This window comes from Spongiibacter sp., from assembly GCF_984394615.1.
In genome coordinates, this window is sequence record NZ_CFHTQA010000006.1 from 72090 (window position 1) to 96211 (window position 24122).

A 24122-nucleotide genomic window follows, 5' to 3' on the forward strand; every position below is an offset into this window, starting at 1 on the left:
ATTTTTTAATCAGATCAGCGGCGCTGGCGCACGGCCTCGAACAAACAGACCCCGGTCGCGACCGACACGTTCAGGCTGCTCACTTCTCCAGCCATCGGCAAATTGGCCAGATAATCACAGCACTCGCGCGTCAGGCGACGCATGCCCGCACCCTCAGCCCCCATGATCAACGCCACCGGCCCGCGCAGATCGCATTCGTACAAAGACTGCTCTGCTTCGCCAGCCAGCCCGATAGTCCATACTCCTGCCTCTTGGAGCTGACGCAAGCTGCGAGCCAGATTCGTGACCTGAATAAAGGGCACGGCTTCAGCCGCACCGCAAGCGACCTTGCGCACCGTTGGATTCAAGCTGGCCGAGTTATCGCGAGGTGCAATCACCGCGGTCACCCCCGCAGCATCGGCACTGCGCAGACAAGCTCCGAGGTTGTGAGGATCGGTCACACCATCCAGCACCAGCAGCAGAGCATCTTTCCCTGCCGCAGCGACAAGCTCCGGCAGGGCTTTTTCACCCAACTGACGCGGCGCTTCCGCTAACGCAATAACACCCTGATGGCGGCCATCAACCCGGTCATCCAGCTCCTTGCGGTGGCACTCTCGCACCGGGATACCCCGCTGCTCGGCCAGCGCCAGCACCGCTGCCAGACGCTTATCACGGCGCCCCTCCATAACCATCAGCGATTCAACGCTTTCGGGGCGTCGCTGAAGCGCGGTCTGCACCGCATGCAGACCAAAAATCGTTTCTTTCACTCTTTGCTTCCGTATTATCAAGCCCGCTGGCGAACGCGGCGGGCCACATCATCTCAGCGGCGACGGCGCTTTTTATTGGCACTGGCCGAGCGCGAGGACTTACCGTCTTTCTTACCCGTCCCGCCGGTTTTTCGACCGCCTTTCTTTGGACTATCGGCTTTTTTCATGCCTGGCAGCTCGCCCCGCGCCAGCGCTTCGCGCACGGAACCCGGCTTGCGACGCTGATCACTGCCGCTGGCCAAGCCGAGATCAATCTTGCGGTCATCCAGGTTCACACTCAGCACCTGCACCCGCAGGCTGTCACCCAACTGGTACACACGCCGACTGCGCTCACCCACAAGGCGCTGGTGGGCCTGATCAAACTGATAGTAATCCTGCGGCAGGGTGGAGATATGCACCAAGCCTTCAATATATAAGTCACCCAACTCCACAAACAGACCGAAGCCAGTGACTGCGGCAATCAGGCCATCGAACTCGCTGCCCACATGCTCCTGAAGGAATTCGCATTTAAGGAAGGCCATGACATCGCGGCTGGCATCATCTGCCCGGCGCTCAGCCATCGAGCAGTGTTCACCCAAAGTCAGCAGGGCAGGCATATCGTAGGGGTAAATCGCCTTGCGAGGCAGCTTCTTCGCCCCTTTCACCGGACGGAAGCATTTGGGCGCATCTCCGCCGCCGCTGCGCAGCAGGTAGCGCAAGGCGCGGTGCACCAGCAAATCCGGGTAGCGCCGAATGGGGGAGGTGAAATGGGTGTAGCCCGTGTAGTTCAGGCCGAAGTGCCCCTCGTTGTCGGGCTGATAAACCGCCTGACTCAATGAGCGCAACATCATGGTCTGGATCATCTGCGCGTCGGGGCGATCACCCAAGCTGGCGAGCAATGCCTGATAATCTGTGGGCGATGGCTGCTCGCCGCCTTTCAAGCCAAGACCGATTTCCCCGAGAAACTCTCGCAAGTTACCCAGCTTCTGATCACTGGGACCATTGTGGACGCGGTAAAGCGCCTCAATACCTGAGCGCTCAAGCGTGCGCGCCGTGGCGACATTCGCCACCAGCATGCACTCTTCTATCATTCTGTGCGCGTCGTGGCGATGTACCGGCACAATTTCGTCGATGCGCTTTTCGTCGTCGAACACCACGCGGGTTTCAACGGTTTCAAAGTCGATGGCCCCGCGCTGATCACGGGCCTTGCGCAGCGTCCGGTAGAGGTTATGCAGCTCTTTCAACTGGGGCAGCAGCTCCCGATGCTCACCAGTGTCTTTCGCCGGATCAGCCCCCTCAACGCCGAGCATCGCCCCTACTTGGTTGTACGTCAGCCGTGCGTGGGAACGCATGACCGCCTCATAGAACTGATAACCACTCAAACGACCGCGGCTACTGATGGTCATCTCGCAGACCATACAGAGGCGTTCCACATTAGGCTTCAGTGAGCACAGACCATTGGAAAGCGCCTCCGGCAACATCGGCACCACCCGGTCGGGGAAATACACCGAGGTCGCCCGCTTATGGGCCTCTGCATCCAGCGCCGAGCCGATCTTCACATAATGCGAAACATCCGCAATGGCCACCCACAGTCGCCAGCCACCAAAGCGCTTTTTCTCGCAGTACACCGCGTCATCGAAGTCCCGGGCATCTTCCCCGTCGATGGTTACCAGCGGCAGCTTGCGCAAATCCACTCGGTTCAGCTTGCCGTCTTCATCGGGCTCGCTGCCAAAGCGCCGCGCCTCCTCTTCAACCTCATCAGGCCACTCGAAGGGAATTTCGTGGCTGCGCAATGCCAACTCGGTGGCCACACCCACCGTGGCGCGATCGCCCAGCACCTCGGTGACCCGCCCCTGCGCTTGCTGACGCAAACCCGGCTGACGGGTGATATCGGCCATCACATAGTCGCCCTCACGGGCATTCACCACACTGTCGTCTTCCAGCTGTACCCAGTTCTGGATGCGGCTGTTATCGGGAACCAGTAACCAGCGACCGCGCTGCTCTTTCAGCTTGCCCACCAGTTGCCGGGTATTGCGCTCCAGCACCTCGATGACAATGCCCTCACGTCGACCGCGACTGTCAGTGCCGCTGACCTCAACCGACACCACATCGCCATCAAACAACTGCTGCATCTGCCTATTGTGGAGATAGATGTCTTCACCGTCCTCCACCAGCACAAAACCGTAACCGTCCCGATGCCCCTGCACCCGACCGATAAGCGCCTCGCCGCGATCCGGCACCTGCAGCTTGCCACGACGCCCTTCAATGAGCTGGCCATCGCGCAGCATCGCTTTGAGACGACGGCGCAGGCCCTCCTGCTGCTCCTCACCCTCAATCCCCAGGGCGCGGCGAATCGCCGCCGCACTCATGCCCTGCTCGGCACCCTGCAAGACGTCCAGAATATATTCCCGGCTGGGTACCGGGTTGTCGTAGCGCTCGGCTTCACGGGCAGCGTGGGGATCAGAATGCTTGTTGGGGCCTTTTGGCATGCAGAAATGCGTCCTTTTGGAAGACAGTAAAAATTTTGCAGCCAGTGTAACGCAAACCGTTGACAAAAAGGCGCAGCATCAGTAAATTGCGCGCCTCAACGACGCATGTCGTGGTTTACCTCCTGTGCCCAGGTGGTGAAATTGGTAGACACGCTAGCTTCAGGTGCTAGTGGCTTCACGGCCGTGGAGGTTCAAGTCCTCTCCTGGGCACCATTTTGAATTCCAGAGACTTCCAACAAAATCTCTAAGTCATTGAAAAAGCCCGCGAAAGCGGGCTTTTTCGTTCCAGCATGCGCTACCGGGTTCCACTGAAAGCCATGTGCAAATGAGTACATTTTTGAGTACACTAAAAGTTCGAGAGAAAAAGTGTACTCACCATGCCCCTTACCGCACGAGAAGTCCAGGCTGCCAAGCCTAAAGACAAGCCTTATGGCCTCGCCGATGGCGGAGGCCTCTCCCTGTGGGTGACCCCCGTGGGGCAGAGGTACTGGCACTTCCGCTATCGCATCGACGGCAAACAACCTCGTATTTCCTTGGGTGTCTACCCCACTATTTCACTCCAACTTGCTCGCGAGAAGGCGGCTGAAATGCGTGCACTTGTGGCACGCGGTATCGACCCGAGCCAGAAACGCAAAGTTGATAAACAAGCATCTACCGAATCAAAGACCAATCTGTTCAGGGTAGCCGCAGAGGACTGGTACCAAAGCAAGGTCAAAGCTGGTCGCTCGGCGTCAACCTTGGATAAAATGCGGACCTACCTCGACAAGGACATTCTCCCCGTACTGGGGGACAAACACCTTCCCAGCGTATCGAGGGCAGACTGTGCTTCCGTACAAACCCGCATCGAGAAACGTGGCGCACTGAACGTCTCCAAGAAAGTCCGCGGCTGGCTGCGCGAAATCTTCAGCCGGGCGATCGCCAAAGGGCTATGCGACAACAACCCGGCATCGGAGCTGCGCTATATCGCCAAGGAAGCCCCGAGAGCCGAGCACTACCCACATTTACTCGAACCTGAGTTACCGGATTTTCTCCGCAAGCTGGACAACTCGACCAGTCGCCTCATCAACCGCACCGCAGCCTGGATGGCAATCCTCACCGCCTCCCGCCCTGGTATGGTTCGCTTCGCCCAATGGCACGAAGTCGACCTGGATGATGCGATCTGGCGTATCGACGCGGAGAAGATGAAGATGCGCCGTATGCACGTAACGCCGCTTCCGACCCAACTCGTTGCAATGCTCAAAGAGCTCCGGGAAATTACCGGAAGGCAACAGTATCTTTTCCCCGGCATCGGCACCAAAAACGCCATGATCAGCGAAAACACGGTCAACAAGGTATTTCGCCTCATAGGCTACAAGGGTCGCATGGTGAGCCACGGCACTCGACACACCGCCAGCACGCTGCTCCGGGAACATGGCTGGCCCAAGCAGTTCGTGGATGCGCAACTGTCCCACAAGGAAACCGGAATTGCCGGCGACTACAACCACGCCATCTATCTTCCCCAGCGCCGACTGATGATGCAGTGGTATGCAGACTATCTGGATGCGTTAAGGGTGGGTTTGACTTCGAAACAGTCGCAAGCATTTGCAAGACGAGTGAATACTAATGCACGTCTTGAAACAGCGTCAGCCGAGAGTTGACCGGAATAGTCAGTGAGCACGGCCCAGCTCCACAAGCTTAACATCGCTGTCGTCGAGTGAGTTTGTAAATATCCACCCGCCAATCAGCATCATCGATTTCTTCAAACTTTTCGATTTCCTCCGCAATCAGCGTCAGAAAATCATTCAGATACAACTTCCTGTCCGGTTCAATTTCGTATTCATCCACCAGACCAGAATCGGCTTCCACACGGACACGTCCCAGCCAACGCAAACGGGCATTTTCGTATTCCTTGGGTAGAGGCTGCTTGGCACGACAACCACTTCCGTAGGATCGGACCAGTTTCCGTTTTACCGCCATGTTTAGGCCAATACTTCTTGGTTTCGCATTGGATTGATCAACGCAATGACACTGTTTCTATTTTGATCTGCTGTGAGACCTGTTGCGCAACTATTCGAACTGCAAATATGAACAAAGTATGACAAGACTCTCACTGCAACCCTATTTACCTGTGACCTAATCAGCAACAGCTGAAGCCCGCAAAGACACAGAAATCCACACTGACCCAATCGGTCTTGGCTTTCCCGAATTCAGTCACAACACTTCTATGCCCGATGTATCCACCGCCAGTAGAAAATCAATTGCAATCCAGCGGGGATAAAAGATTCAGGTTTTCGGCGTTTGCGCCTCTAAGGAGTGTACGTGTTAAGCAATCTATAGCCCAAACGCCGCAAAACCATCACAACCGGTTCGCGGCCGACTCCATCGTGTATACACCTCGAAAACCGTCATAGGTAACACCCCTCCAGGGTGAATAACAATCGATGAGGGTATCGGTATGCCCGGCAGCGCGCCTGAAAAAATCTTCTATCGCCCCATTGAGGCGGCCATCCGTTGGAGCGATCTGTTCGACCACGAGCATCATATCATTCAGGTGCTCGGGGCTCATCAAGTCCCCGCTCCAACCGATTTCCCGCAATGGCCCAGGCTCCATTTGAACACCGCACGAATACTGGATGCCCTGACCAACAGAGATCTTCCCTATGGAAAGAATGGTGTCACCTGTGAAGACCCGCTGCTCCTGGATGATCCTGACCTGACGGTCCGCCATGTGGATCTGAAAGCCTGGATGGCCTCTACCTACCCGGAAGAAAAACCCGGATTCCTGTTCGGAGCAATCGAACAACACCTATTCACTGGTCTCAGTACTGAAGCTATTCAAATCTTACTGGCCGACCGGGAAGCCCTGAAAATACAGCTTGCAGACCAAGAACACATCTGCCAGGCACTCCAGATCAAATACGACGCACTCAGAGAGGATTATGAGCATCAACAGCTGAGCATACGCCGGGGAAAGTCACCCGGCGCTCGTAGCGAATCAACCTACCTCAACATTGTCGCCGGGCTGTTGAGTCTGTTACTGGGACACTCACCGTCGGGCCAGCCTTATTCGTCCTTCAAATCCCAAGACGCTGTTATCAGCGCCATGATTGCCCATTCCCCCAACACCATGGGTATCACTGAGCGTACCCTCCAGGCCAAGTTCGCCGAAGCCAAACGCCACTTGGCATCGAACTGAGGCATCAAGTCTATAACAGCGGTCCGGGATGCCGCATTTGCGGTGTCGTTTTCCGGCGAGCTGTATTTAATACCGACCATGTCCCAACAAACGCCAAGGAGCGTCCAGGAGTGGTCCCTATGTCTCAGCAACCTTTAGCAGCGATGAATCCCAGTGAACGCCGCATCCTCCGCCGCGCCGAGGTGGAAGCCAAGACGGGCTTCAAACGCGCCCACATCTACAATCTGATGAAAGCGGGCAAGTTTCCCAAAGCCATTCGCCTGGGTGTCCGTGCCGTGGGCTGGGATTCGGTCGAAATCGACCAGTGGATCGCCGAACGCCGCAAAGACCGCACCCTCTGACACCGGGATTTGGAGGGTCAGCACTATGCAAGTGATCTCCGTGATATCAACCAAAGGCGGTGTGGGGAAAACCACCATCGCGGCCAACCTTGGCGGCTTCGCCGCCGACGCCGGGCTGCGGGTGCTACTGGTAGACCTCGACGTTCAACCAACCCTGTCCAGCTACTTTTCTCTGAATCAACAGGCCGTCGGCGGGATCTACGAACTGCTGGCATTCAATGAACAAGTGCCAGAACAGGTTATCTCCCGCACGGCGGTTCACGGACTTGACCTCATCCTATCCAATGACGACAAGGGGCAGTTGAACACGCTATTGCTGCATGCGCCGGATGGCCGCCTTCGCTTACGCCATCTCCTGCCGTCCTTCGCTCCCCACTACGATCTGATGCTGATCGATACCCAGGGCGCGCGCAGTGTGATGCTGGAGATGGCAGTGCTCGCCTCGGACTTGGCGTTGTCCCCGGTTACCCCAGAAATCTTGGCGGCGCGGGAGTTGCGGCGGGGAACCCTGCAGTTACTCGATGACATCACGCCCTATCGCCATCTTGGTATTGCGCCACCGCCGCTGCATTTGCTGATCAACCGTGTGCACTCTGTTTCCTCTAATGCGCGCGCTATTCAGCAGGCGTTGCATCAGCTGTTCCGCAGACAAGTGGGAGTTTCACTACTGGCGACCAGTATCCCGGCTATCGAAGCCTATCCCCGGGCGGCCACCCTGAGCCAACCGGTCCACCGGGTTGAGCATCGCCGCCCCCATGGGCGCGTGGCACCAGCGGCCCTGGAAACGATCAAGACATTGGCGCGGGAACTGCTGCCGCAATGGGAAGACCGCTTTGATGGCGTAACGCCCGCAACCTGTCGGAGGGCGGCCCATGTCGAATATCGTTGAACCGGCGAACCGGACATGCCCGAAACGGCGCAGGCTGATGACCTTCGCACAAGCACACGGGTGGCATGTCGCCTACCGCGCTGCCAATCAGTTCGTACTCACCAAGCCGGACATGCCGGCCATCGGCACCGCAGCGTTGCTCCTGCCCACTCGGCGTCCCGCGACCAGGAATCCCCGCCATGGCTGAGCAGGATCCCAACGCCATCGCCGGCAAGTTACTGGCCGAGGGGTTTGCCCGCTCCGGCCCGAAGGCCGAGCAGTTGAGCGACCCCATCGAGGACACCCCCATGGTGGTCACATTGGACCAGTTGCGTCCCTACGACCTGAACCCGCGCGTGACCCGCAATCCCCGCTATGATGACCTCAAAGCCTCAATTCGCGAGCGGGGGCTCGACGCTCCTCCGGCTATCACCCGGCGGCCGGGTGAGTCCACCTATACCATCCGCAATGGCGGCAACACCCGTTTGGCCATACTCAATGAACTTTGGCGTGACACCAAAGAAGAGCGCTATTTTCGTATCACCTGCCTGTTTCGCCCATGGTCGGCGCGCGGTGAGATCATCGCGCTGACCGGCCACCTGACCGAGAATGAACTGCACGGCGGGCTTTCATTTATCGAACGCGCGCTGGGCATCGAAAAGGCGCGGGAACTGTATGAAGCCGAAGGCGGGCAGTCACTGTCACAATCCGAACTCTCCCGTCGCCTCACCGCGGATGGCTACCCCGTTTCTCAGTCCCATATCAGCCGGATGCAGGACACCATCCGCTATCTGCTGCCCGCGATTCCCACCCTCCTGTACGCTGGCCTTGGGCGTCCACAGACCGAGCGGCTCACCACCTTGCGCAAAGCCGGGGAGCGAGTTTGGAGCACCTACACCGCCAAGGACACTGGCGTGGACTTCACCACACTGTTCCAGGAAGTCCTCACCCTCTTCGATCATGCCGGCGATGAATTTCCTCTGCAACGCATCCAGGATGAATTGATCGGGCAAATGGGGCACGTCCTCAATGTGGACTACGATACTCTGGCGTTGGCGATTGACAGTTCCGCACATCGGCAACGGACGCTCGAAGCGCCGCCACCCGATACGTCCGGATTACCTCATAATTCGGATCAACCCGTAGTTCCAAAAACGCCGGTATCGCCGGATATCAATCACCTATCTCAGCCGGTGGCCAACCCGCACATTGACGAAGATGATCCCCGTTCGACCAAGCCATTCGGGCAATCGAAGGCGGCGGATACTCCGGCTGCCAGCGCGAACCCCGCTGAATACACACCCGACGAAGCACGGGCTGCCGACAACGAAATTCCCGAGGAGTCCCTACCCTCGACAACAGACCGCTTACAATCGATTCAACGCCTGGTGGCCGAACAAACCGGTGAGAGGCTGCCCGAACCAATCAACGCTGGGGCAGACACGCATTCTCCCCTGACGGAAACAGGGGATACTGAATCCTCACTGGGTTCAACGGACCAGCTTCGCATCACCATCGGCGAGCTGGCCGCCACCATCGCCAGCGAGATTGGCGAAAGCGGTCGGGTAAGTCCCGTCAGTACGGGCATCGGTTTCACCTGCCGGCACGACGGTACGGCTCCGGATGATGTACTGCCGGATACCCCCTCACATCCGCTGTTTTCCTTGTTGTCAGCGATGGAAACCTGCATCTGTGCAGACAGGCCGGCGGTGCAGTCTGCGTCTATCGCCGGTATCGTGCGATCACTGCTTGGGGACTGGTTCCATACCGACCAGGAATCTATCCACCATCTCAGCGATACCGGCCTGGACCGTTTATTCCAGCTGTTCCGTCTGGCGCGACAGCTGCGGGAATGGCAGTGGAGCGACGCACCCGAGCCCGCCGGCAAACCCGGTCGTCGGTGAGGATTAAACTGTGTCAGGTCCCCACCCGCTCAACCAGGCCGTTATCGCACAAGCGCTGCATGATTTGCGCAACGGTCAGCTGCGACGCTGCAAGGCCATGGGGTTTGGGGAAGAGGAACTCGATGCCCTCAAACACCCCGCACTGGTGAGTGTCCTGATCAATGCCTCGGTCTCCTGGTGCAAGGTACAGGTCAATCGCGAGGTACTGAAGCATCTGCTCCGCCAGGTCGAGGATGTCGAGCAGGAAATCCTGACAATAGACCGAATGCTCCGGCTGGGGGCCAGTACCGACATGATCAGTAGGTTTTACGGACTGACTCATCAGGAAGTGGCGCTCCGCCGCGATGTGCTGGGCCTGCCAAAACGCAAGGGGCGACACCCGGTATTGAGCGAAGTGCAGGAAATGGCGCTGTGGCAACGATGGCAACCCGCCATCAAAGCGAGAGAGATCGATTTCGATGACGACGCGGCCATGCTGGATCTCGCCATGGAGTTGGCCGAGGCGTTGAGCCTGCCCATGTCGGTGATCTGGGCCACTATCCGGAGCTGGATTGACCAGGGACTGGCGTAGTCATGGCTGCCGATGACCCGAAGGGTTCCCCGGATGCCCTGAGCGCAATATTGGAAACCGCCTCCCGACAGAGCGGCAAGACCGCAGCACAGGACGCGATTCTGTTCAGCGGCAACCGCCACGAGAGCGTCCCCCGCACGCTCTTCTTCGACCGACGCCTCACACCCCTGGAACGCAATGCCTGGCAGGTACTCCGTCTCCTGCTGAACCCCGACGAGATCACGGTCTTTCCCACCTACGAACGGTTGCGCCCCTTTCTCGCCGCCATGCCCTGTACCGGCAAAGCCTCTCACGAAACCGTCGCCCGGGCACTGACACTATTGCGGCTCACCCGCTGGCTGAGCCTGGTCAGGCGTCGGCGCAACGCCCGAACCGGCCGTATCGAAGGGAACCTGTACGTGCTTCATGACACATCACTCACCCCATTTGAAGCCATACACCTGGATGCTGACTACCTCCACCTGATCAGCCAGTCAATCACCCATGCCAGCAAGGCGATACAACGCGTTGCGTCGGAAACCCTGCGGGAACTGGTTGACGATCCGCAGGTGAGCCAACGTGCACTGCCGACCCGCCTGCAGGCCATCACCGAGAAGTTGCTTACCTCCTCATCGGAAAAAGCGGCGGGTTATCCACAGCCCGGCACTGGCCACCAATCCGAAGAAGGGAATAGGACCCCGCTTCGGAATGACGAAGAACAGCCTTCGGATTCCGAAGCGGGTCGGCAAGCCAGTGGTAACAACGGTCTTCGGAATCCGAAGGCAGACCGTACAGTAAGTAGTAGTAATCAAAGTATTCATAAAGTACTTACTGGACGCGAGCTCGCCAAAAATCTGCATTTGCCGGACTATTTTTTCAAGCTGCGGGAAGAACAACAGAAAGGCGCACTGGCCGCGTTGCGCCAGGTGGATGAAAAGCTGCAACAGGCTGTGCTGGATGAATGGACCGTGCGCTGCCTGTCCGGCGATGTACGCAATCCCGCCGGCTACCTGTTCGGCATTATCCAGAAAGCCATCCGCGGTGAATTCAATACCTGGGTCGGGGATCTGCTGGCCGACGCGCGTCCATCATCCGGGCACATCCCCGATGACGAGCGAACGGTGCATGAACATATGGCGCAGCTGCGGTCGCTATTCAAACCCTGAACGGTGTTTGCAGCGGAACCCATTTCCGGCGCTATGCGAGTCGCATAGCTCATCCTGCCAACGATCCGCCCCTTAAGGTTATGCCACTCGCATAGCGCCATCTGTTGCAGCACCCTCACCCTGACAATCCGGCTCCCACCGGCTTCGACTTGTTGACTGACAGCCTTCCGCTGGCGCAGGACACTCATCCCCAAACTGACGACGAGAGTGATCCTATGGCCAATGACATGAAGATGAACCTCGGCTCCCTGCGCAGCACCATGACGCTGACGCTGCACACCCATCACGCCTCGCGAATCTGGCATGGCCGGGCCCCCGCGGAAGGCCGCCCAGGCATCATCGGTCTTAACGGTTTTCTGGCCATCATGAATAAAATGAAACGCGGGTCAGAGCAGGATGACCCCTACTCCGACTGGTGGATGCTCCGCGTCGAGGAGAAGTTGGCCGACACCAAGGACCGGTTACAGGCGCTACGGGAGCAGGTTGATCAGGCACTCGCCGATGTCCCCTCCGCCCTCAGCCTGGGGGACAACCTCAATGTCCAGCCGGTGACGCTGCCGCTGTTTGTGAACGCCCAACTGGGATTTATGGCCGTGTACCTGCTCGCGGATTTTGACGCACTGGCACGGCATCTCATTCTCGCCCATCACACTGCCCTGATTGATCGCAGCACCCTGGAACGGTGGCTGAACGACGGCGCCCACGCCCTGCGCAGCCTATTCTCACTGGCCCAGCAGTACAAATATTCCGGGACAAAACGGGACGACTATGCCGCCAGAAATGCCGCCGCCCGTGCAGCACTTGAAAAGTACGGCCCGCTGCCGCAAGACGTGCTCGAAGGCACCCGCCGGTCCCGCTTCGCACCACCACTGGCACGCGACTCATCTACAGCCGATAGCGATGACGTCGACAGTACCGAATCGACCCTGGCAGCGGACAAACCCACGCCGGTGGATACGACGGCTCCTCAATCCGCCGAGAGCGATTCGTTATGAGTGACCCTCACCCACAAGGCAATCGCTATTTCGTGCCTCTGGTACAGACTGACTTCCAACGCCTGGAACACGCCGCCTACCTAAAAGGCCTTTTAAAACCTTTTAAAGGTAAGGGGGAACTGGAGGACTGGGCCGACCAATGCCGAGCGCTCCGGGATGACCTGATCGAACTCGCTGAGCGGCGGGTGCTCGGGCAGGTGCGTGGGTACCCCTTCACCCTGCTGGGGGTACATCTGGCCCAGCAAGCCACCAGCGCGGGCACCACTTTTCTGCGCTGGCGCAATCTCGATCGCTCCAGTATGGGAGTCCCGCTCTGGGAACAGGCAATGCTCAGTTCAGCAACTCCCGACACACTCGTCGACGACCTTTACGCTCAGGAGCTACAGCGCATCGCCCTGAATATGCAGATCAGCCTGACTCACAGCATCGCCCGCCAGGCTTTTGAATGCGCCGAGAAGATGGCCCGGGCCGAGATGATTTACCTGCAACGTGCCGATCGGCAACGTTTAACCACCGAGGAGGAATCCCCATGAGCACACATTTTTTTGGCGAAGGCAACATCGGCTCGAAGCCCGAGTACCGCGAATTTGCCAATGGCAACGACGAACCCCGGCGACTGCTGCGGCTGAATGTCTACTTCGACAATCCGGTACCGGTGCAGGAAGGGTACGAAGATCGCGGGGGCTTCTGGGCTCCGGTGGAGCTGTGGCATCGCGACGCCGAACGCTGGCACCTGCTGTATCAAAAAGGGATGCGGGTTCTGGTGGACGGGCGCACAGTGCGTGACGAGTGGGAGGACGCAGAGGAAAACGAACGCGTCACCTTCAAGATCGAGGCACGACGTGTGGGTATCTTGCCGTACCGGCTTGACGATGTGGTACTCAGCGCCAAATCCACCAGCGAAGAGTCACCTGCGGACGACAGGTGAATTGATCGGAACGCTGGCCGGCCATGAGCGGCTGTAGCAACCTTTGGCCGCTCATCCTGCGCCAGCCACTACCTGCCCGCCAATACCCTGCACCGGGATGCAGATCCGACGCTGGCAACCCGGTAAAGCGGAACGTGATGGAGCCTCCTGTTCTTCCACTGTGTTCCATTCGCGCCACAGTGCGAAGCTTTGGTAGCGCTATCTCTCGCCACACTAATGCAAATGTTCGGATGAAAGCCGGAACACCCGGTGCCGGTTTCATCGCGGTGGCCGGCGCTGCCGGAGGCGACAATAACCGGGTGTTCTGTCACCACCTTGCCGGAGTCATCACATGCGCCTGTTCCTGTGCGAAAAACCCTCCCAGGGAAAAGACATCGCACGGGTATTGGGTGCAACACGGCAAGGAACCGGCTGCTACAGCGGTACCGGCATTACCGTAACCTGGTGCATCGGTCACCTGATCGAAGCGGCAGCCCCGGAAGTTTATGGTGACGAGTACAAACGCTGGTCCCTCGATCAGCTCCCAATTATTCCCAAGGTCTGGCGCAGCGACATCAAAGCATCGACCGCAGCCCAGTACAAGATTGTCAAACAATTGCTCAAGCAAGCCACTGAGCTGGTTATCGCCACCGACGCAGACCGTGAAGGTGAAATGATTGCCAGGGAGGTGATCGAACTGTGCGGCTACAACGGTCCCATTCAGCGATTGTGGCTTTCCGCACTCAACGACGCCTCTATTCGCAAAGCGCTGGGCGCTCTGAAACCCGGGAGCGAGACCCTGCCGCTGTACTACTCTGCGTTGGCGCGGTCGCGGGCGGACTGGTTGATCGGTATGAACCTGAGCCGGTTGTTTACCCTGCTCGGTCGCCGCAGTGGTTTCGAGGGCGTGTTATCCGTTGGACGTGTGCAAACCCCTACCTTGCGTCTGGTGGTAGACCGCGACAGGGAAATCTTTGCGTTCACCCCAACCCCCTACTGGTCAATTGCGGTCAGGCTCATCTCGTCCGAAAGTCACTTTCTTGCGGAGTGGATACCACCAACGGACACCGCCGACGAGGCGGGACGCTGCGTACAGGAGCAGGTGGCGCAGCACGCCGTTCAATCCATCCGGACCGCCCGAACGGCGCGAGTCTTGTCAGCCGATACAGAGCGTGTCCGGGAGGCGCCGCCACTGCCTTTTGATCTGGGAACCCTGCAGGAGGTCTGCTCACGACAGCTGGGGCTGGATGTCGCGGAAACCCTTCGGATTGCCCAGTCCCTGTATGAAACCCACAAGGCGACGACGTATCCCCGTTCAGACACCGGGTACTTGCCGGAAAACATGCGGCGTGAGGCTCCCGTAGTGATCAAAGCCTTGCTTGCGGCGGACCCCGCGTTGGCCTCTCTTATTGAGACACTGGATCTCAATCTACAGTCCCGCGCATGGAACGATGCCAAGGTCACGGCGCACCACGGCATTATCCCGACACAGGCGCCCTGCCAGCTGTCCGCCCTATCGGATAAAGAGCAGGCGGTCTACGCCATCATCCGTGCCCACTATCTGTGTCAGTTTCTCCCCCACCATACGTTTGATCGAACGACGGTGCTGCTGGAAGCCGGGGAACAGCCGTTGAAGGCCACCGGCAAGCGGGTCATCGATCCCGGTTGGCACCGGGCACTGAGAAGTGATGCACAGGACAATCAGGAGGAACCGGGAGCGCAGCCTAGCCAGCAACTGCCCTCCCTCGCCACCGGCACAGACTGCAGCATTACCGGCACCGAACTAAAGGCACTGCACACCAAGCCGCCCAAACCCTATACACAGGGCGAATTGATCAAGGCCATGAAAACCGTCGCCCGCCTGGTAAATGACCCGCGCCTGAAGCAGATTCTCAAGGAGACAACCGGTATCGGCACCGAAGCGACACGCGCCGGCATCATCAGTGGTTTGCTTGATCGCGGTTATCTGCAAAAACGTGGTCGAGCCCTTCGTGCCACGGAGGCAGCCTATACCTTGATCGACGTGGTCCCGGAGGCCATCGCCGATCCGGGCACGACGGCGATCTGGGAACAAACCCTGGATTTGATCGAAGCGGGAGACATGACCCTCGGCGCCTTCCTCGACAAGCAAAGCGCCTGGGTGACACAACTGGTCCAGCAGTACGGCACCCTCTCCCTGGACATCAAACTGCCACCCTCACCCACCTGCCCGGATTGCAGCTCACCCATGCAACGGAAAGGCGGTCACAAAGGCGCGTTTTGGTCCTGCGTACGCTATCCGGACTGTAAAGGGACGCGCCCCATCGCGAAGCCTCTGCGTGGGAAAACACCCAGGCAGCGGCGACGGTCCACACCTCACAGCTAAGGCGTCATACGACCCCCGGCAATTGAGGCGCACTGGCCCGAAATCGGGCAGCCCAGGCACGCGACCCCTTCTGTCACGGCGTGCGCACCCTGTCGGTTTTCACTCACCACGGGTGAGAAGGTTTCTCCTCCGACAACTATTGAGAGTAGTTGCCAGTCATCAGCCTGCTTCCGTTGCTCCCGAAGGGTCTCCTGGGCGCTTGCCGCGCGAGCGCCCAGGAGACCCTTCGGGGTTGACGGTACTCATTCCCGGTGCCCGCCGGTGAAACACTGGGCTCCCTTTGTGCGCGGATGTGTGCCACAACATTCCGGCTCCAACCACGACACGGGTCGGGTGAATCGCCAAGAGAAACGGCTTTGATGACGGCCAGATTATCATGTGATTCACGGGTGGTGATTTCTCGTTGCCGAAGGTAATCGCCTTCGGCTGCCTTCTCTTTCTTCGCTTTGTCTCAGCGCCTCTGCCCCCACAGCGTGCCAATCCGGTCGCCGCGGAAACCCCATAGACCCTCGCTCACACACCACCCTCTCGACACGATACCCCCACATATTGCTGACCCGGTCAGCACTGTGCCCCGGCAGCAGCGGTCTTCAATGCTGCATCGCGGATATTCCGCGCCGACCGCGCCAGCCCGTTCCGCATCGTATCGCGGGCGTCCGCCTTCACCGGTGGCGATGCCTTGTTGTTCCAAGAGCCCTTTTCACTCTGTAGCAAACCGCAGGAGATCAAACCATGTCTACCCGTAATCATCCTCCACCCGGCACAACGTGTCAGGAAACACCGATAACCACCGGTCGATTGGCCAAGACGTTCGCCGACCGGAGTCTGCCTCTGCAAGTTCTGCGCAGTGGCCGCGGCTACTACCTCGGCACCTCAGATCAGGACGGCCCGGTTTCCCGGGAATCTGTCGAATATTTTTCCCAACTCCCCGACGCACAACACGCACTGGATACCGGCAACTGGACCCAGCGCGAAGCGCCATAACACGTTTCATAACTTCAGGAGATTTTTTATGACCTTATCCACCCACCAGGAAGCGTTTGCCTGGATTGCCCGGGAGCAGGATCATTTTGAGCAGGCCCCCAACGCATTTCTAAACGCATGGCGACAAGGTGTTGCCCTCGCCGGCATTGAGCTTTTTGGCGATGGCACGCAAGACACCTGGGAACAGGCGACCGACAAATGGGACTTGCGCCCCAACCTGTTGCTGATCAACGACACCGTCGATGTCATGAGTTCCGGCCAGAAAAGGTTCCTTGCCGCATTGGTGAGTTTTTATAACTCCCAGGAAGGCGGCGCACTGTTTCGCCGTGTTGGCATTGAAGGCCTGGCCGATCTCAGCGGCCTGGACCTGACACGTCGCGAAGTGATCGCAGCGCTGATTCTGAACTACTGCGGCTGGTAGTCGCGACCACATTGATCCACTTGAAATCATTCACCCACCGGGGCTCACTTCCCGGTAGGGGTGGGCTCTGCCCTACCTCTACAGGAGATCCACCATGAGCGCTATCATCAACCCCTTTATCCGTGGCTTTAACCATCTCACCACGCAACGGCAGCTAGTCATTACCTACGAGGATGATTGTCCGCCGGCCTTTCGTCCCCTGCATGAATCTCAAGCCCATTTACGGGACGACGAGATTCGGCAGCATCCCTGCATCTTTTGCGACAGCTTTGCACTGATCACCGAGGGACAAACCGTTCCGGATGTCATTGAGGCCCAATGCACTGGCATTGGAATCGTACGCACAGTGGTCTATGCCGTGATGGCCAACGATACTGGGCATCCCATGCATGTTGGCGACACCTATTCAGCGGAGTCCGCCGCGACGCTCATTCACCGTCTGCATTTTATGACGGGGCACTACAGCCGGTGTTGGGAGATCAGTTCGGCCCACATCAGTCGGCAGGCATTGGCTGGATTGGGTGCAATGGCTGATATCGCAACGCCGAGTGGCTTGCTGTTTGAAGCGTTCAGGCTGCCGTACAGCCACGCTGTCGGAGTCAAGCTTATCGCCACACCCTGGACCAGTGAGAACCTTCGGCACATCACCGACCAAAACGCGACACAACTGCGCCAGGAGCATATGGCGGCAGGACTGCCCGGATCGCTGGTGAATGTGTTGCACCTGGCCGCGCTTGCCGATACGCGGATTCTGATATTTGATCCCGATGCGCCAGCGCTGGAAGGTTTACCACTTCACGACCATGGGTAGTATACAAGAGCCCCACCACGGGGCTCATTTTTTAGCTCAGCTTATGTTTACCCATTAATGTTGAAGGTGTTCATCAAAGCTGTGATACCGCTTTTGCCCCGCGCTTTTTCGGATACGTCCCACCTTCGAATTATCAATCTTTCCCTGCAGGAATTGAACGAGCTCATCGAAGCGCGCCGAGGGGATCAATTGCCACTTGCAACCAAACTGGCGTTTCACCGCATTATAGATCGCCATGTACTTGTATTTGTCCTGCTTGGATGTGTCCTGCTTTTGGTAATCTTTATATTTCCCAATCAAATACTCGATGTAGGCGCACTGATTCAAGTCACTGGACACACTTCCCTCCGGGGGCGCTATGGTGACTTTCTGCTTGGTTGATTTCAGATTTAAGGTACCGGCCTGAATGGCTCCGGGGCTATTGATGGCGACCTGTCCCGAGTTGTTTTCCACCCTTATATTTTGGTAATTATTGATGAGCACTTCGGCCACGGAAGTGGTACGAGGTGTTATTTCGACCAGGCCTTTTTGCCCCCAACGACTCTTGTAACTGATCAACAACTCAACGGGATGGTTCTCCACCTCCGAGTCAATAATTCTGTGGTGACGACCACAAAAAAGCAGCAGGTTCTCAAACCCATGCCGTTCGTCGTCGGATTGGCTGGGATCATACCTCGGCCCCCCTTTGCTTGCTGCCCTGATATGGGCAATTTCACCCGTCACCGTGCCAGAGGATTCTACCAGTGGCACCTGGCACGCTGGGTATGCGCACTGATTGTCGGACATTGCGAACAGTCGCTTTATCGTCGGTAGCTTTGGCGATCCCACTCTCCCTCCCTATCACTCAACGTTACTGATGATCCGTCGTGGATTATATGACAGCGAGACATCCATCCCCACCGATACCCTCTGTTTCCAGCCCTCCAAATCCAAGCACCGACGATCAATGGGGCTCAACACGTAACCCATTGCAGATGGCAACGTTGCCCGACAAGCGACATCGTTGTGCCATGTTCCGCTGCTTCGCCAGCGACATGCCCAGGTAGCCTCGACCTTCAAGGCTACGATGCGATCCGTCGCATTGGTTGTTTTTGTACCTGATGCCATCGCGCGTCTTTTACCTCAACCCTCAAGGGACATCCCTCCCTTGCAGGGCGGAAGTCCCTTGGCTTTCCCACAAGGAGTCTTTCATGGACATTCAAGTCATCCGTGCACAGCTGCCGACGCTGGTCAGCGGCCATATGCCGCGCAACGCCCGCAAATTCAAGTTCAACATCTTCGACGGACAACCCAAGGTTTCGACGCTGGGCTTCCACATCGATCCCCAACCGTTCGAAGGCAAGGTGATCGCGAAGACCGATGAGGCCATCGTCGTCAAGACCGGTCGCGCCGAGTTCGCGGTGCTCGATCGCACACTGATCACCGACGTGCCCGACGAGGGCGTCGAAGTGCAGGTTACACCTTATGCTCGACGCCGCTTCGACGGGCTGCGCGCGGACACCCCGGAACAGCGAACCGAGTACGCCGATGGGGTTCCGTACACGGTGAACACCCTGGTGCTCGGCTCGGCACCGGCCAGATTGCCGATTCCGCTACCGCGTTGCCAGGAATTGCAGGATCTCGTCGATCAACTGGAGCAGTTGCCCGCGCCCGATGGCTTTCGGCGCATTACCCACCTGCTGGTGGACGCGGGGGCACGGGACTTCACCTGTGTCAATCCGCTACCCGGCGACATTATCAGGACGCCACCGGCGATCGGTTTCACCGTTGCCACGGCAAAGTTCCAGGGCCAGGTCACCGTACTCTACGAGCGCGGCCTTGATCTCTACGCGGTGGAACTGCGCCGTGAGGGGGATCTGGTCGAGCGGGTCGATACCCTGTGCTTCGATTCGCTCGGCGACACACTGGAACGCCTGATCGACGATGGCAGTTGGCGGCGCATCCAGGTGGTGACTCTGTCTGGACGCACACCGACCCGCCACTGATCCGGCCACCGGCCGTTTTCCTCTCAACCCACGGTGCCGCTGCTCGGCGCCGTGCCCTGGCATCCGCATTGATGCCTCCTTTCTCTTTCATTCTTTGGAGATTACAACCATGTTGCGATTCAAAGGCGCTGAACTGCGCCCCGTACTGACCGAAGCGATAACCAACCAATGCCGCATCATCCTAGCAAAGGATCAGGGCGTCTATTTCCTGCCCGAACAAGGCGAGCGAACGCCGGAAGGACGCTACCAGCGGCTGGCCTACGCCGTCGGCTGCAACCCCGACATCGATCCGTTCGATGACTGGTGGACGCTGGCTTACACCGAGTTGGGCGGTGACGATTTCGGCGAATTTTTCGATCCCCTGGAGGCCGTGTTCGCACACATTCTGAACAGCGAGGACGATCTCGAACTCTCCGCCACCCCGACGCACCTGTCGTTTCAAGCCGTGCCGCCCAAACCGGGCAACGGCTGAAAAGCGGCCTGTCCTCAAGCCCCCCATCGGGGGCTTTTTCTTTTTCCACACCCAGCCACGGAGACCACTTACCTTCCCAAACACTGCCAACAATAATGGGGCTCGGGCAATGTCCCTTAGATACGCGCGCGCCACACACACTGACGTAACACTATGAGCATGTTCCGCTGCTCCGCCAGCGACATGCCCAGGTAGCCACGATCCTTAAGGCTACGGCGCGGTTCCGACCGCGTTGATCGTCCCAGTTCGCCCAGGCATCCCGCGCGCGAACGCTCATCGTTTCGATGATGGATGCACCCTTCTCTTCCCGGATCTGTCGATCCGTCATCCCGTGCGGGGGTATTCCTCCCGCCAGGGCAGGTTTATCTCCGTTATTTTCTATTCTTATTGTGGAGATTAACCATGCCTACATCGTCTGAAAAAACTTTCTTCAACCTGCATATCACCGGCTTGGGGTATCTGAATCGTATTCGCGAGGTCACCCCCCGCAAAGGCGAGTCTTTCCTGGCCTGCGATATCGCAGCACTCAATGGTCCCAGCGATGCGCCTGAGTATCGCCGTTTCGATGTCCGGGTTTCCGGCACTGAAGCGCAACACCTGATTCGCCGTTGTTCCGAAGCCGTTGAAGCGGACAAAAAGGTGCTGATCGGCTTTCGCCTTGGCGACCTGTGGACCGACACCTTTACCTACACCAAAGGCGAGCGGGCCGGGCAACCGGGCATCAGCCTGAAAGCACGTCTGCTCTTCGTCCAGTGGATCAAGGTTGATGGAGAAATGGTCTACAAGGCCGAACCAAAATCAACCGAGAGTTCTGGCGAGGCGGCATCACCCGATGCTTCGGATGCTTCCGCTGAACCAGCGCCTGACATCCCTGACGACGCTGAAACAACCGTATCAGCCTAGTCATCCTCCCAAGGCCCCCACCGGGGCCTTGTTGTCATTTTCTTCCGATCCTTCAGGCGCTTCGCCGTGCCTTTCCGATCACGTCCCATTCAAGGAGACCTTCCATGATTAATCTTTCCGGCCAATTGGCCATACGCACCATCCACGGTCGCAACGGTGATTTCAATGTCGGCCGATTAACCACTTCCATCGGTGAGTTCGTTATCAAGAACGCCGAGCTGGACCAGTACAACGAAGGCAAATACGACGGTGATTTCATCATCACCGAGATTCGACCTTCCACGTACAACACCAGCGGACGCATGGTCATTGAGATTCGCGCCCATTTGGGCGGCATGACCTTATCCAGTATTGATCCTCTCAGCAGTGACGAAGCCAACCGGCTAAGCCCGCAGGAAGTCGATCCTATTGATGAGGAAGCTCAGGCACCGGTACCCATCGCCGCGGCTCCGATCGAGGCAACGGAACAAGTGTCCGGTGATCCGCTGGTCGATACCACGCCATTCGGCGCCTCTGCTTCGACCATGACAGACACACCGATACCGGAGGACACGGATGCCACGCTGTTCGGCACCCTCTGGCCTTTGGGCGAGAGCATCAAACTCGACGCCACTGTCGATCGCCGGGTGTTGCGTCAGCAGCGCGACCGTCTCGGTGTTCTGGGTTACGAGTTCGCACCTCTGACCCAGGACTGGCACCGGGTTTCCGCCTGATCCTCATCGCATCCCGCGATTTTCATCCACCCCAAAGGGGCACCTGTCGCCCCTGAGGCATGGGCGCCCCTCTTTTCTCAAGAGGACATCACTATGCCCACACCTTTATCCCCACAACCGCTGTACCGCCTTGATGAATGCCCGGACCTGATGGCCGATGGCTGCATCACTGACGAGAGCGGCAATCTGGTCTTTCTGTCCGTCTGGGCGCGGGATACCGCTGTCCAGGAATTTTTGGCTCGGCTGACCCTCGGTCGCGCCGAAGACGGACTGGATCAATTCCATCTTATCCCCGAACAGGGATCGTCCATCCCGGTGTTTATCGGCAATGCTGATCTGCTGGAAAAGCGCATCACGCGCGCCTTCAGGCGCACGCTGTTTGGATCCATGGTCCATCTGTGGCTGTTCGACAGGCACTGCATTACCCCGGACAAGGCGAACACCCTTGCACTGGCGGTATTGCCCAAGGGCAACTGCCAATACGAGCGCCTCTGGGTGCTGGTACGAGAGACCTGCCCATTACCGCTGCTGGATCACTGGCGCGAGCCGGTACTGGCCTTGCTGCAATCACGAAACATGCTGATCCAACTTCCCGTCGCTCTCGGGCCTCTGGAAGGTCATCGCTTGGTTCTGGATGTACCGGCCCTGACTGACGCATTGGGCGACATGATTCGCAACGGTGTCTTGACGGTCTCACCGACCGACTCGGTCCCGAACAAATCCGTTCAACGGGTCGCCTGACGCTTTACCACCGAGCCCGTTCTTCCGGGCTCTTTTCTTACCACTGCTACCAGGAGAGAGTTATGGCTCTTATGTTTCCGCGGCTGGCCCGCAACTTTATCAAAAACGGTTACTTCCCCACGGATGAATCGACGCTGGAGCGGACACTGTCCGCACTGGCCCCATCGTCGGGCACCATGTGCATTCTCGACCCTTGTGCTGGCGAAGGCGTAGCGATTGCCGAAGCCGCTCATGCCCTTGGGCGGGAGCAGGTCACGGTCTACGCCGTCGAGTACGACACCGAGCGTGCCACCCATGCGCGCAATCTCGTTGACCACTGTCTGCAGGGTGACCTGATGGACACACTGATCTCCCGCCAGTCCTTCGGACTGCTGTGGCTCAATCCGCCCTACGGCGATCTGAACCGCGGTGCCGATGGCAATATCGGTTATCCAGGTAAAGGCCGTCCACGGCTGGAGAAGCTGTTTTACCAGCGCACCCTGCCACTGTTGCAGTACGACGGCGTGCTGGTGCTGATCATCCCGATCTACGTCCTCGACGCCGAATTCGTAGGCTGGCTGACACGTCACTTTGCCGACCTGCGACTCTACCGTGCGGTGGACACCCAGTTCAAACAGGTGGTGATCTTCGGTCGACGGGTACGTCAGCGGGAGCTGGCTGGAAGCGACACCAAGGCTGTTCGACAGCAATTGCTCCAGGCCGGTCAGGGCAACATCGATGTAGACGTGTTGCCGGATGACGGATCTTGCCCGACCTACACAGTGCCCACGTCCCAAGCGAACCCGGAGCATTTTTATCGCATCACGCTCGAACCGGAGCAATTCGCTGCCGAAGTACACCGCCTGCAGGGCATGTGGCCGGCCCTCGAAACGTACTTGGGCGCCGCACAGCGAATACCGCGGCCTCCGGCACGTGCCCTTTCCCACTGGCATCTCGCTTTGGCCCTGGCGGCTGGCGCGATCTCAGGGGTTGTCACTGCCAAAACCGGCAAGGTCTTGGTCGTCAAGGGCGATACCCACAAGGAGAAATCCTTGACCACGGAGTACCGGGAGCGGGATGACGGCTCGGTTGCCGAGACCCGCATCCTGACCGATCGCTTCGTACCGATCATCCGCGCGTGGGATATGACACCCGACTCCCCCACCAGGGGGCAGGTGTTGACCATTCGCTGATCATCTCCGGCGGCACGCCGCCGTCGTTAATTCTTTGTTTCATCCACCCACCGGGGTCCAGTCGCCCCGTGGGGTGCCGTGGCCCCGTTTCATATAGAGAGGTAATCACCATGGCACTCGTAACACTGTCTCAACCGCGCTTCCAAGCCGGCAAAGTACTCATGACCCAAGGCGTGAACGATCTTATTCAACGGGGAGTTATCAATCCCGTGCCTTATCTCCAGCGCCATCTCAATGGCGACTGGGGCGATTTGTGCGGCGACGACAAGCAGCTCAATGATGAAGCACTGACATCGGGGGGACGATTGATGTCGTCCTACGACGTCGGGCCGGATCTCAAGCTTTGGATCATCACTGAATGGGATCGCAGCGTCACGACGTTGCTGCTGCCCAGCGAGTACTGATTCCTTTTTTACCGCGACGCCAGCCGTCGTT

25 protein-coding genes and 1 tRNA gene are annotated in these 24122 nt (G+C 58.3%); 22 read left to right on the forward strand and 4 right to left on the reverse strand.

The window, feature by feature from the left end; all coding sequences use genetic code 11:
• Positions 1-14: 14 nt before the first annotated feature.
• Positions 15-746 (reverse strand): 23S rRNA (guanosine(2251)-2'-O)-methyltransferase RlmB, encoded by a 732-nt coding sequence (gene rlmB, locus AC5DB9_RS04185; RefSeq protein WP_022958451.1) that lies wholly within the window; start codon positions 744-746, stop codon positions 15-17.
• Positions 747-799: 53 nt separating this feature from the next.
• Positions 800-3214 (reverse strand): ribonuclease R, encoded by a 2415-nt coding sequence (gene rnr / locus AC5DB9_RS04190; protein WP_272991134.1) that lies wholly within the window; start codon positions 3212-3214, stop codon positions 800-802.
• 126 nt (positions 3215-3340) lie between these two features.
• Between rnr and AC5DB9_RS04195 the strand changes: the two genes are divergently transcribed.
• Together AC5DB9_RS04195 and AC5DB9_RS04200 are read left to right on the forward strand one after the other, a co-directional pair.
• Positions 3341-3427: transfer RNA gene (locus AC5DB9_RS04195), tRNA-Leu, on the forward strand.
• 164 nt (positions 3428-3591) lie between these two features.
• Positions 3592-4851 (forward strand): tyrosine-type recombinase/integrase, encoded by a 1260-nt coding sequence (locus tag AC5DB9_RS04200; protein WP_047012722.1) that lies wholly within the window; start codon positions 3592-3594, stop codon positions 4849-4851.
• A 37-nt stretch (positions 4852-4888) separates the two neighbouring features.
• Here AC5DB9_RS04200 and AC5DB9_RS04205 read toward each other — a convergent pair whose 3' ends face one another.
• Complete coding sequence (locus AC5DB9_RS04205) at positions 4889-5170, reverse strand: hypothetical protein (protein WP_047012723.1); 282 nt, start codon at positions 5168-5170, stop codon at positions 4889-4891.
• 478 nt (positions 5171-5648) lie between these two features.
• Here AC5DB9_RS04205 and AC5DB9_RS04210 point away from each other — a divergent pair, with 478 nt between their 5' ends.
• From AC5DB9_RS04210 to AC5DB9_RS04270, 13 genes are all read left to right on the forward strand, one after another.
• The gene (locus AC5DB9_RS04210; RefSeq protein ID WP_047012724.1) at positions 5649-6389 is read left to right on the forward strand and encodes a hypothetical protein; all 741 of its coding nucleotides are present in this window, start codon (positions 5649-5651) and stop codon (positions 6387-6389) included.
• A gap of 119 nt (positions 6390-6508) precedes the next feature.
• Positions 6509-6730, forward strand: a complete 222-nt coding sequence (locus AC5DB9_RS04215) for an AlpA family transcriptional regulator (protein WP_047012725.1) — start codon at positions 6509-6511, stop codon at positions 6728-6730.
• Positions 6731-6755: 25 nt separating this feature from the next.
• Positions 6756-7619: a ParA family protein gene (locus tag AC5DB9_RS04220; protein ID WP_272994566.1), complete on the forward strand. Its 864-nt coding sequence runs from the start codon at positions 6756-6758 to the stop codon at positions 7617-7619.
• A gap of 179 nt (positions 7620-7798) precedes the next feature.
• Entirely contained in the window at positions 7799-9502 is a 1704-nt protein-coding gene (locus tag AC5DB9_RS04225) for a ParB family protein (protein ID WP_272994564.1), read from the forward strand.
• Positions 9503-9512: 10 nt separating this feature from the next.
• Positions 9513-10073: a DUF2857 domain-containing protein gene (locus AC5DB9_RS04230; protein WP_272994562.1), complete on the forward strand. Its 561-nt coding sequence runs from the start codon at positions 9513-9515 to the stop codon at positions 10071-10073.
• 2 nt (positions 10074-10075) lie between these two features.
• Positions 10076-11218 (forward strand): STY4528 family pathogenicity island replication protein, encoded by a 1143-nt coding sequence (locus AC5DB9_RS04235; protein ID WP_272994560.1) that lies wholly within the window; start codon positions 10076-10078, stop codon positions 11216-11218.
• A 215-nt stretch (positions 11219-11433) separates the two neighbouring features.
• Complete coding sequence (locus AC5DB9_RS04240) at positions 11434-12213, forward strand: PFL_4669 family integrating conjugative element protein (RefSeq protein ID WP_047013456.1); 780 nt, start codon at positions 11434-11436, stop codon at positions 12211-12213.
• Positions 12210-12746 (forward strand): DUF3158 family protein, encoded by a 537-nt coding sequence (locus tag AC5DB9_RS04245; protein ID WP_047012730.1) that lies wholly within the window; start codon positions 12210-12212, stop codon positions 12744-12746. The genes AC5DB9_RS04240 and AC5DB9_RS04245 overlap by 4 nt, the downstream gene beginning before the upstream one ends.
• Positions 12743-13141, forward strand: coding sequence for a single-stranded DNA-binding protein (locus AC5DB9_RS04250; RefSeq protein WP_047012731.1), 399 nt, complete (start codon positions 12743-12745; stop codon positions 13139-13141). The genes AC5DB9_RS04245 and AC5DB9_RS04250 overlap by 4 nt, the downstream gene beginning before the upstream one ends.
• Before the next feature lie 331 nt (positions 13142-13472).
• Positions 13473-15485: a DNA topoisomerase III gene (locus tag AC5DB9_RS04255; protein ID WP_047012732.1), complete on the forward strand. Its 2013-nt coding sequence runs from the start codon at positions 13473-13475 to the stop codon at positions 15483-15485.
• A 732-nt stretch (positions 15486-16217) separates the two neighbouring features.
• Positions 16218-16469 (forward strand): hypothetical protein, encoded by a 252-nt coding sequence (locus AC5DB9_RS04260; protein ID WP_047012733.1) that lies wholly within the window; start codon positions 16218-16220, stop codon positions 16467-16469.
• A 28-nt stretch (positions 16470-16497) separates the two neighbouring features.
• Entirely contained in the window at positions 16498-16890 is a 393-nt protein-coding gene (locus tag AC5DB9_RS04265) for a hypothetical protein (RefSeq protein ID WP_047012734.1), read from the forward strand.
• Between the two features lie 94 nt (positions 16891-16984).
• Complete coding sequence (locus AC5DB9_RS04270) at positions 16985-17701, forward strand: DUF5983 family protein (protein WP_047012735.1); 717 nt, start codon at positions 16985-16987, stop codon at positions 17699-17701.
• A 54-nt stretch (positions 17702-17755) separates the two neighbouring features.
• Here the strand turns inward: AC5DB9_RS04270 and AC5DB9_RS04275 are convergent, their stop codons facing one another.
• Positions 17756-18487, reverse strand: coding sequence for a hypothetical protein (locus AC5DB9_RS04275; protein ID WP_272994556.1), 732 nt, complete (start codon positions 18485-18487; stop codon positions 17756-17758).
• A gap of 404 nt (positions 18488-18891) precedes the next feature.
• Between AC5DB9_RS04275 and AC5DB9_RS04280 the strand changes: the two genes are divergently transcribed.
• The 7 genes from AC5DB9_RS04280 to AC5DB9_RS04310 all read left to right on the forward strand — a co-directional run bounded on the left by AC5DB9_RS04280 (position 18892) and on the right by AC5DB9_RS04310 (position 24091).
• Entirely contained in the window at positions 18892-19686 is a 795-nt protein-coding gene (locus AC5DB9_RS04280) for a GTPase (protein WP_272994553.1), read from the forward strand.
• Positions 19687-19795: 109 nt separating this feature from the next.
• Positions 19796-20158, forward strand: a complete 363-nt coding sequence (locus AC5DB9_RS04285; RefSeq protein ID WP_047012738.1) for a DUF3085 domain-containing protein — start codon at positions 19796-19798, stop codon at positions 20156-20158.
• Positions 20159-20560: 402 nt separating this feature from the next.
• The gene (locus tag AC5DB9_RS04290; RefSeq protein ID WP_272994551.1) at positions 20561-21061 is read left to right on the forward strand and encodes an STY4534 family ICE replication protein; all 501 of its coding nucleotides are present in this window, start codon (positions 20561-20563) and stop codon (positions 21059-21061) included.
• A 104-nt stretch (positions 21062-21165) separates the two neighbouring features.
• Positions 21166-21774 (forward strand): DUF3275 family protein, encoded by a 609-nt coding sequence (locus tag AC5DB9_RS04295; RefSeq protein WP_047012742.1) that lies wholly within the window; start codon positions 21166-21168, stop codon positions 21772-21774.
• A gap of 93 nt (positions 21775-21867) precedes the next feature.
• On the forward strand, positions 21868-22515 hold the full coding sequence (locus AC5DB9_RS04300; protein ID WP_272994550.1) for a hypothetical protein: 648 nt from the start codon (positions 21868-21870) through the stop codon (positions 22513-22515).
• A 62-nt stretch (positions 22516-22577) separates the two neighbouring features.
• Complete coding sequence (locus AC5DB9_RS04305; RefSeq protein WP_272994548.1) at positions 22578-23687, forward strand: DUF6094 domain-containing protein; 1110 nt, start codon at positions 22578-22580, stop codon at positions 23685-23687.
• A gap of 110 nt (positions 23688-23797) precedes the next feature.
• Positions 23798-24091: a hypothetical protein gene (locus AC5DB9_RS04310; protein ID WP_414711341.1), complete on the forward strand. Its 294-nt coding sequence runs from the start codon at positions 23798-23800 to the stop codon at positions 24089-24091.
• The last annotated feature ends 31 nt before the right edge of the window (positions 24092-24122 follow it).